The organism is Mesorhizobium sp., from assembly GCF_024509055.1.
Taxonomy (GTDB): Bacteria; Pseudomonadota; Alphaproteobacteria; order Rhizobiales; family Rhizobiaceae; genus Mesorhizobium.
Map to the genome: position 1 here is coordinate 1 of NZ_JANINM010000552.1, position 8,453 is coordinate 8,453.

The window sequence follows — 8,453 nt, forward strand, 5'->3', positions numbered from 1 at the left end:
TACGGAACAAGATCATGACCTTGCCCAGCCATGCCGGGATCGTCGTCATCGGCGGCGGCATCATCGGCTGCTCGACAGCCTATCACCTGGCGCGCGACCACAAGGCCGATGTGGTGCTGCTCGAACAAGGCAAGCTGACCTCGGGCTCGACGTGGCATGCGGCAGGGCTGGTCGGGCAGCTACGCTCCTCGGCCTCAATCACGCGCGTGCTCAAATACTCCGTCGAGCTCTATAAGGGGCTCGAAGCCGAGACCGGCCTTGCCACTGGCTGGAAGATGACGGGCTGTCTCAGGCTGGCGACGAACGCCGACCGCTGGACGGAGTTCAAACGCCTTGCGACCACGGCGAAGAGCTTCGGCATGGACATGCAACTTCTTTCGCCCTCGGAAGTGAAGCACATGTGGCCGCTGATGGAAACCAGCGACCTTGTCGGCGCCTCCTGGCTGCCGACCGACGGCCAGGCCAGCCCTTCCGACATCACGCAATCGCTCGCCAAGGGCGCACGCATGCATGGCGCCAAGCTGTTCGAAGACGTGCGCGTCACCGGCTTCGAGATGAAGGACGGCCGTATAACGGCGGTGAAAACCGAGAAGGGCGACATCGCCTGCGACAAGGTTGTGAACTGCGCCGGGCAATGGGCAAGGCAGGTCGGCGCGATGGCCGGCATCAACGTGCCGCTGCAGCCGGTCAAGCACCAGTACATCGTCACCGAGAAGATAGATGGACTGGCGACCGACGCGCCGACCATCCGCGACCCCGACCGCCTCACCTATTTCAAGGAAGAGGTCGGCGGGCTGGTGATGGGCGGCTACGAGCCGAACCCGCAGGCCTGGACGACCGGTCTTCCTGGGGGCGACGTGCCCAATGATTGGGAATTCCGCCTGTTCGGTGACGATTACGATCATTTCGAGCAGCATATGGTCCAGGCTGTCGCTCGCGTGCCAGCGCTGGCCAATGCCGGCGTCAAGCAGATGATCAACGGTGCGGAAAGCTTCACGCCGGACGGCAATTTCATCCTCGGCGTCGCGCCCGAATGTCCCAACATGTTCGTCGGCGCCGGCTTCAACGCCTTCGGCATCGCTTCAGGCGGCGGCGCCGGCTGGGTGCTGGCGCAATGGGCGGTCGACGGCGAGGCGCCGCTCGATCTCTGGGTGGTCGACATCAGGCGCTTTTCCGGCCTGCACCGCGACCGCGACTGGGTCCGCGACCGCACGCTGGAAGCCTATGGCAAGCACTACACCATCGGCTTCCCGCACGAGGAATATCTTTCCGGCCGGCCGCGCATCGTCTCGCCACTCTACGAACAGTTGAAAACGCATCGCGCGGTGTTCGGCTCGAAGCTTGGCTGGGAGCGGCCGAACTGGTTCGCCCCGGAGGGCGTCGAGCCGAGGGACATCTATTCGATGGGCCGGCAGAACTGGTTCGCCGCCGTCGGCGACGAGCATCGTCACGTGCGCGAGAAGGTCGGCATCTTCGACCAGTCGTCCTTCGCCAAATACGAGATGACCGGCGTCGACGCGCTGAAGGCGCTCGACTGGATCTGCGCCAACGATGTGGACAAGCCGGTCGGCCGGCTGACCTACACGCAGCTTCTCAACACGCGCGGCGGCATCGAGGCCGACCTCACCGTGGCGCGACTTGCCGAGGACAGGTTCTACATCGTCACCGGCACCGGCTTCCGCACGCATGATCTGTCCTGGATCTCCGATCATATCGGCAAGGGACTCGATGCGCGACTGAAGGATGTCACCGAGGATTTCGGCACCCTGTCGCTGATGGGGCCGAAGGCCCGCGACGTATTGTCGGCCGTGACGGATGCGGACGTCTCCAATGCCGCTTTCCCCTTCGGCCATGCCCGAGAGATCAGCATCGCCGGCCATACGGTGCGGGCGCTGCGGGTCACCTATGTCGGCGAACTCGGCTGGGAACTGCATGTACCGATCGGCGCGACTGGCGAGGTCTTCGACGCGCTGATGGCGGCCGGAAAAGACCACGACATCCGACCCGTCGGGTACCGGGCGCTGGAATCGCTCAGACTGGAAAAGGGTTACCGCGCCTGGGGATCCGACATCACGCCGAACGACACGCCGCAAGATGCTGGCCTCGGCTGGGCGGTGAAATTGAGGAAGAACACCGATTTCCTGGGACGAAAAGCTCTGGAGAGGCCCGCAGGCAAGCCGCTGACCAAGCGCCTCGCCGGTTTCACGGTGGACGATCCACAGATCGTGCTGGTCGGCCGCGAGACGATCCTGCGCAATGGCGCACCGGTCGGCTACCTCACCAGCGGCGGTTTTGGCTACACGCTGGGCAAGAACATCGGCTACGGCTATGTGCGCAACGCCGATGGGGTCAGCGACGATTTCCTCGCCTCCGGCGACTACGAGCTGGTGGTGGCGATGGAGCGTACGCCGGCAAAGATTCATCTGGAGCCGATGTACGACCCGGCAGGAGCGAAGATAAAAGCTTAGATCAGCCTACGCGCAGCACGAGGCCCCGGCTCGGTACGGTGCCTGCTTCTCCGGGCATCGAGGCGTAGGGCGGCGTCTCCTCGACGACGGCAATCATACCTTGCCTCACGAGATCGGCGATCCGCCGCTCAAAGCCGGCCTGCCACAACGTGTTCTTCACCGTCAGCACCATGACGCCGCCGGGCCGGCAAATCCGGATCAACTCATCCAGGCCTTCGATCCCGACATGGCCCGAGGTGAAGACGCCGGCCGAGACGATCCCGGCATAGGCGCCGTCCGCAAAGGGCAGAGGGCCGCCCAGCGCCAGCCGATGCAGCGCGGCGTAGACGCCCTTGGCGGCGGCCTTGTCCAGCATGCCTTGCGAAATGTCGAGCGCTTCGACCCTCGGATAACCGGCGATGGCGAGCCATTCACCGATCAGGCCGGTTCCGGCGCCGGCGTCGAGGATCGGCTCGGCGCCGCGCGGCAAGTGCCGTGCAAGCAGGGCGAGGCAGATCGTCGGATGACGATAGCCGGCTACGGACATCTCCGCATCGTAGGTCTCCGACCAGCTGTCATAGATCGCGGCGACTTCCTCCGGCCGCTTCGCGGCGTAAGCCGCGCTCAGCGTGCTGTTGTGCCTGTCGTCCGCCATCCCTGCTCTCACCGCCGATTCCCTTTGGTCGGATGATAGCCAAGCGGCGAAAACTGTGGAACCGTCAGCTCGCAACAATGGCGTGGAAAGGGGGCACGACATGACCGACGACACGCGCGCGGCGCTGGCGGCAATTCCCATGCTCGCCAACTATGATGGACCGCTGGAGCGGCTCGGCGGCCTCACCAACATGGTCTACAGAGCCGGCAATGTCTGCGTCCGGATTCCGGGCAAAGGCACGGAGGAATACATCAACCGCGCCAACGAGGCGGTGGCGGCGCGCGAAGCGGCGAAGGCCGGCGTCAGCCCGGACGTCCTCTACGTCGATCCTGCGACCGGTGTGATGGTGACGCGCTTCGTTGCCGGGGCGCAGACCATGTCCCCGGAGGCTTTCAAGACAAGGCCAGGCAGCCCGGCGCGCGCCGGCCAGGCCTTCCGAAAGCTGCATGCGTCGGGCGCGTCGTTCCCGCTCCGCTTCGAACTGTTCGCCATGATCGACGACTATCTCAAGGTGCTGTCGACCAAGGACGTCGCGCTGCCTCCGGGATATCACGATGTGGTGCGAGAGGCGGACGCCGTACGCATGGCGCTGGCCGCGCACCCGATCCGGCTGGCAGCCTGCCATTGCGATCCGCTCTGCGAGAACTTCCTCGACGCGGGCGACAGGATGTGGATCGTCGACTGGGAGTATTCCGGCATGAACGACCCGCTGTGGGACCTGGGCGATCTCTCTGTCGAAGGCAGGTTCGATGCGGTCCAGGACGAGGAATTGATGCGCGCCTATTTCGGCGGCGAGGCGCGATCGGCCGAGCGTGCCCGAGTCGTCATCTACAAGGCCATGTGCGATCTGTTGTGGACCTTGTGGGGGCTGATCCAACTGGCCAACGACAACCCGGTCGACGATTTCCGCGCCTATGCGGACGGCCGCTTCACCCGCTGCAAGGCGCTGATGGGGACACAGGAATTCTCCCGCCATCTGGCGGCGGTGCGAGCGGGCTAGCTCCGCCCCTAGAGCACGATGTCACCCGAAAACCGCTTCACGCTTTTCGGCATTATGCTCTAGTTGACGCCCTTCAGCACGTTCTCGGGCGGCACCACGGTTTCCACCACCTTCTGGCGGTGGAAGATGAAGAGACCGGCGAGCACGACGATGGCCGAGCCAACCAGGATGCGGGAGCTCGGCACATCGCCGAAGAAGGCCAGGCCGAAGATGACCGCCCACAGAAGCAGGCTGTAGTGCAGCGGCGCCAAAGTCGAGGCCGGCGCCAGCTTCAACGCCCTGGTGATCATCAGGTGGGCCGCGCAGGAAACGACGCCGAGCAGGAGCATGGCGCCGAGATCGAGCGCGGACGGAGTGCGCCACGCGCCGATGGTCAGCACGCCGCCGACCAGCAGCGTGCCGATCGTCTGCCAGGTGACCAGCGTCGTGTCGGTCGTGCCGCGCAGGCGACGGTTGAGGATGATGGCGAAGGCGAAGGCGATACTGCCGATCAGCGCGAAGGCCGAAGACAGCGAGAACGCCGCCGATGACGGCTTGAGGATGATGAGCACGCCGCAGAAGCCTACCAGGATCGCCAGCCAGCGCCGCCAGCCGACCTTCTCGCCAAGAAGAAGATGTGAAAGCGCAGCCACATAGATGGGACCAGCCATGTAGAAGCTCATCACGTCGGCTAAAGGCAAGTAGACGACGGCGGCATAGAAAAGCCCAGTGTCGAGCGTGGTCGCCACGACGCGCAGGAACTGCAGCACCGGCCGTTCAATCTGGAACAGCTTGCCGGCGCCCTGGTTGACGATCATCGGGCCCAGCACGATGAAGGCGCCGATCGAGCGGATCAGCACGACCTGGCCGACAGAGAAGCTGGTGACCAGCCATTTGCCCATCGCATCGTTGAGCGCGAACATGAAGTCACCGGCCAGCATCAAGAGGATGCCGGCAAGCAGCACGTTCCTGATCGTGAAATTGCGGGCAAGGGACTGGGCCATGCCGCTCCGTAGCCGCAAGCAGCCAGTTTGACGAGGGAAATCCGGGCGGTTGGTAAGACCAGCGGCGGAAATCGGCTGGTTCTATGCCGATTTATGCCTTCGGTTCACTTGTGCCGGCCGGCCGGCGATCGACAGCCTGGTTTCCTGCTTTGTCCGCTCGGCCACCACCTTGCCGCGCGCGATGACGCAGAGGCGCTCGGGGCGCAGGCGAACTGCCTCGATCGCGTTGCCGGCGTCGAGCACGACGAGGCTGGCGCGCTTGCCGACAGCGAGGCCGAGATGATCGAGCCCCATGATAGCGGCGTTGACGTTGGTGACCATGTCGAAGCAGCGCGCCATGTCGGCCGGGCTCGACATCTGGGCGACATGCAGGCCCATGAAGGCGACGTCGAGCATGTCGGCCGTGCCCAGCGAATACCAGGGGTCGAGCACGCAATCCTGGCCCCAGCCGACACGGATGCCGAGCGCCTGCATCTCCTTGACCCGGGTCAGGCCGCGGCGCTTCGGGAAAGTGTCGTGGCGGCCCTGCAGCATGATGTTGATCAGCGGATTCGGGATGGCCGAGACGCCGGCCTCCGCGATCAGCGGCAAAAGCTTCGAGACGTAATAATTGTCCATGGAATGCATGGAGGTGAGGTGCGAGCCGGCCACCCTGCCCTGCAGGCCGAGGCGCTGCGTTTCATAGGCGAGCTGCTCGATGTGCCGCGACAACGGATCGTCGGTCTCGTCGCAGTGCATGTCGACCATCAGGCCGCGCTTGGCCGCGATCTCGCAAAGCTCCGTCACCGAGCGCGTGCCGTCTGCCATGGTGCGTTCGAAATGCGGTATGCCGCCGACGATGTCGACGCCCATGTCCAGCGCGCGGATGGTGTTTTCGCGCGCCGTCGGCGAGCGGTAGAGCCCGTCCTGCGGGAAGGCGACCAGTTGCAGGTCGATATAGGGTACGACCGTCTTCTTGACGTCGAGAAGGGCTTCTACCGCAAGCAGCCGGTCGTCGCAGACGTCGACATGGCTGCGGACGGCGAGCAGGCCCATCGACACCGCCCAATCGCAATAGGCGAGCGCGCGGTCGCGCACCGCTTCATGCGTCAGCAGCGGCTTCAACTCACCCCAGAGCGCAATGCCTTCCAGCAATGTGCCGGAAGCGTTGATGCGCGGAATGCCGTAGGAAAGTGTCGCGTCCATGTGGAAATGCGGATCGACGAAAGGCGGGGAGACAAGGTTGCCGCGCGCATCGATCTCGGCGCGAGCTGAGCCTTGCAGATCGGGTCCGATCGCCGCGATCATCTCGCCGGTGACGCCGATATCGGCAATCCTGCCGTCGGGCAGCGTGCCGCCGCGCACGATGAGGTCGAAATCCATCTGTCGTCATCCCCCTTTGTAGAATCAGCGATTATCGTGGCCGAAAAGACAGCCTGCCGCAGCCTCTTTCCTTGCGTCACGGCGAAAGGTTCCCTCGGGCCGCAACTCGCTCTATAAGCCGCCTCTCGCCTTCGTGGCGAATCCGAAGTTCGTGCAGCCACGCATTGGACAAGCCGATTGTTTCGCTTCTTCCGCTCGACTGAGAACCAGCGCCTCATCGCGAGGCTGGTCAGGGAATCCTTCCAGGAGCACAAGTTCGGCTATGGCGCCGCCATCCTGTCGATGCTGGTGGTGGCCGGCACGACGGCCGCCAGCGCGTGGATCCTGAGCGAGATCACCAACGAATTCGTTGTCTTCAAGAGGGCTGATCGTGTCAACCTGATCGCGATCGCAGTCGCAGTAATCTTCATCCTCAAAGGCATCGCCAACTACGTCCAGGCCTACTTCATGAGCCGGGTCGGCAACGCCATCATCGCCGACCGGCAGCGCAAGATCTACGACCGGATCCTCGCGCAAGGCATAGAGTTCTATCACTCGACCTCGTCATCCGATCTGATCACGCGCATGACCAACAACGCGCAGGCGGCGCGCAGCGTGCTCGACCTCGTCGTCACCTCCTATGTGAGGGACTTAGTGACATTGATTGCCCTGGTCGCGACGATGGTGTGGCAACAGCCGGCATTGTCGCTGATCTGCTTCGCGGTCGGACCGGCAGCCATCTTTGGCGTCAACCGCATCCTGAAGCGTGTCCGCAAGATCGCCCAGATGGAGTTCCGCTCGCTCGGCCAGATCGTGCATGTGATGCAGGAGACGGCGATCGGCGTGCGGGTCATCAAGTCCTTCAATCTGGAAAGCGCGATGCGCAAGCGCATGTACAAGGCGGTTTCGGATGTCCAGAACCGCGCCAACAACATCGCCGCGCTGGAGGCCGCCACCAGCCCGGTGATGGAAACGCTTGCTGGCCTGGCTATCGCTGGCGCCGTCTTCGTCAGCGGCTTCCTGGTTCTGCAGGGCGGCCAGATGCCGGGCAACATCATGGCCTTCATCGGGGCGCTGCTGCTGGCCTATGAGCCGGCTAAGCGCCTGGCGCGCGTGCGCATTTCGCTGGAGACCGGCATCGTCGGCGTGCGCATGATGTTCCAGCTCGCGGACCGGCCGCTGACGCTCGCCGAAAAGCCGGATGCAAGGCCGTTGCGGCCAGGGTCGGGCGAAATCCGCTTCGACAGTCTGAGCTTCGCCTATCCCGAGAGCCCGCCGGTGTTCCAAGGCCTCAACCTGACCTTGGCGGCCGGCAAGATGACGGCACTGGTCGGACCTTCCGGCAGCGGCAAGTCGACGATCCTGAACCTGATCATGCGCATGTACGACCCGCAGGCAGGTCGCGTGTTGTTCGACGGACAGGACATTTCCTACGCCACGCTCGCCTCGCTCAGGCAGAAGATCGCCTATGTCAGCCAGGACACGTTCCTGTTCGCCGGCACGGTCATGCACAACATCCGCCTCGGCCGCGAGGACGCGACCGACGCGGAGGTGATCGCAGCAGCCAAGGCCGCCAACGCGCACGACTTCATCACCGCGATGACCAAGGGTTACGAAACGGAGGTCGGCGAGAACGGCTCGCTGCTGTCCGGCGGCCAGCGCCAGCGCATCTCAATTGCGCGCGCGATGCTGCGCAACGCCGAGATCCTGCTGCTCGACGAGGCGACCAGCGCGCTCGACGCCGAGTCGGAAGCGCTGTTCCGCGACGCGCTGCAGCAACTGACCGTCGGGCGCACGACGATCGTGATCGCGCACCGGCTGTCGACGGTGCACCAGGCCGACACCATCGTGGTGCTCGAGAACGGCAAGGTGCAGGAAAGCGGTGCGCACAAGACCCTGCTCAAGCAGGGCGGGCTCTATCAGAAGCTCTATGAATACCAGCTGATGCCTTGAGGGCACTTTTCCTTCTCCTCTTGTGGGAGAAGGTGGATCGGCGCGCAGCGCCGAGACGGATGAGGGGTGTTCCA

General features: G+C 64.2%; 6 protein-coding genes. 3 read left to right on the forward strand and 3 right to left on the reverse strand.

The features are described 5' to 3' along the window. Positions 1-14 precede the first annotated feature (14 nt). Positions 15-2,468, forward strand: a complete 2,454-nt coding sequence (locus Q0L57_RS33290; RefSeq protein ID WP_296747387.1) for an FAD-dependent oxidoreductase — start codon at positions 15-17, stop codon at positions 2,466-2,468. A 1-nt stretch (position 2,469) separates the two neighbouring features. Here the strand turns inward: Q0L57_RS33290 and Q0L57_RS33295 are convergent, their stop codons facing one another. Continuing rightward, positions 2,470-3,102 (reverse strand): class I SAM-dependent methyltransferase, encoded by a 633-nt coding sequence (locus tag Q0L57_RS33295; RefSeq protein WP_296747377.1) that lies wholly within the window; start codon positions 3,100-3,102, stop codon positions 2,470-2,472. Between the two features lie 100 nt (positions 3,103-3,202). On the opposite strand from Q0L57_RS33295, the gene Q0L57_RS33300 reads away from it, so the two are divergent. After that, positions 3,203-4,102 carry a phosphotransferase family protein gene (locus Q0L57_RS33300; RefSeq protein WP_296747379.1) on the forward strand — a complete coding sequence of 300 codons (900 nt, stop codon included), beginning with the start codon at positions 3,203-3,205 and terminating at the stop codon, positions 4,100-4,102. A gap of 59 nt (positions 4,103-4,161) precedes the next feature. Here the strand turns inward: Q0L57_RS33300 and Q0L57_RS33305 are convergent, their stop codons facing one another. Then, positions 4,162-5,085: a DMT family transporter gene (locus tag Q0L57_RS33305; protein ID WP_296747381.1), complete on the reverse strand. Its 924-nt coding sequence runs from the start codon at positions 5,083-5,085 to the stop codon at positions 4,162-4,164. Positions 5,086-5,166: 81 nt separating this feature from the next. After that, complete coding sequence (locus Q0L57_RS33310) at positions 5,167-6,447, reverse strand: amidohydrolase family protein (protein ID WP_296747383.1); 1,281 nt, start codon at positions 6,445-6,447, stop codon at positions 5,167-5,169. Between the two features lie 177 nt (positions 6,448-6,624). On the opposite strand from Q0L57_RS33310, the gene Q0L57_RS33315 reads away from it, so the two are divergent. Next, complete coding sequence (locus Q0L57_RS33315; protein ID WP_296747385.1) at positions 6,625-8,379, forward strand: ABC transporter ATP-binding protein; 1,755 nt, start codon at positions 6,625-6,627, stop codon at positions 8,377-8,379. The last annotated feature ends 74 nt before the right edge of the window (positions 8,380-8,453 follow it).